Source organism: Streptomyces thermodiastaticus, from assembly GCF_014656135.1.
Taxonomy (GTDB): Bacteria; Actinomycetota; Actinomycetes; order Streptomycetales; family Streptomycetaceae; genus Streptomyces; species Streptomyces thermodiastaticus.
In genome coordinates, this window is record NZ_BNBV01000074.1 from 1 (window position 1) to 1,025 (window position 1,025).

Below are 1,025 nucleotides of genomic sequence, written 5' to 3' on the forward strand. Positions count from 1 at the left end.
CTGCGTTTCTGGCTGGACCTCGGCATCGACGGCTTCCGCCTGGACGCCGTGCCGTATCTGTACGCCCAGGAGGGCACCAACTGCGAGAACCTGCCCGCCACGCACGCCTTCCTGAAGCGGGTGCGCAGGGAGATCGACGCCCAGTACCCCGACAAGGTGCTGCTGGCGGAGGCCAACCAGTGGCCCGAGGACGTGGTCGACTACTTCGGCGACTACGCCACCGGCGGCGACGAATGCCACATGGCCTTCCACTTCCCCGTCATGCCCCGCATCTTCATGGCCGTCCGCCGCGAATCCCGCTACCCCGTCTCCGAGATCCTCGCCAAGACCCCCGCCATCCCCTCCGGCTGCCAGTGGGGCATCTTCCTGCGCAACCACGACGAACTCACCCTGGAGATGGTCACCGACGAAGAGCGCGACTACATGTGGGCCGAATACGCGAAAGACCCCCGCATGCGCGCCAACATCGGCATCCGCCGCCGCCTCGCCCCCCTCCTCGACAACGACCGCAACCAGATCGAACTCTTCACCGCCCTGCTGCTCTCCCTGCCCGGATCCCCGATCCTCTACTACGGCGACGAGATCGGCATGGGCGACAACATCTGGCTCGGCGACCGCGACGCCGTCCGCACCCCCATGCAGTGGACCCCCGACCGCAACGCGGGCTTCTCCTCCTGCGACCCCGGCCGCCTCTACCTCCCCGTGATCATGGACCCGGTCTACGGCTACCAGGTCACCAACGTCGAAGCAGCGATGTCCTCACCCTCCTCGCTGCTGCACTGGACCCGCCGCATGATCGAGATCCGCAAACAGAACCCCGCCTTCGGCCTCGGCTCCTTCACCGAACTCCCCTCCTCCAACCCGGCCGTGATCGCCTTCCTGCGGGAGTACAAGGACGACCTGGTCCTGTGTGTGAACAACTTCTCCCGCTTCGCCCAGCCCACCGAACTGGACCTGAGCGCCTACGCCGGCCGCCATCCGGTCGAGCTGATCGGCGGGGTCCGCTTCCCCGCCATCGGTGAACT

At 66.9% G+C, this 1,025-nt stretch carries 1 protein-coding gene; it reads left to right on the forward strand.

Annotated elements, in window-relative coordinates; all coding sequences use genetic code 11:
* Window positions 1-1,025 (forward strand): alpha-amylase family glycosyl hydrolase (locus tag IE286_RS26885; RefSeq protein ID WP_189799360.1); only part of this gene is annotated, 1,025 nt, incomplete at both ends.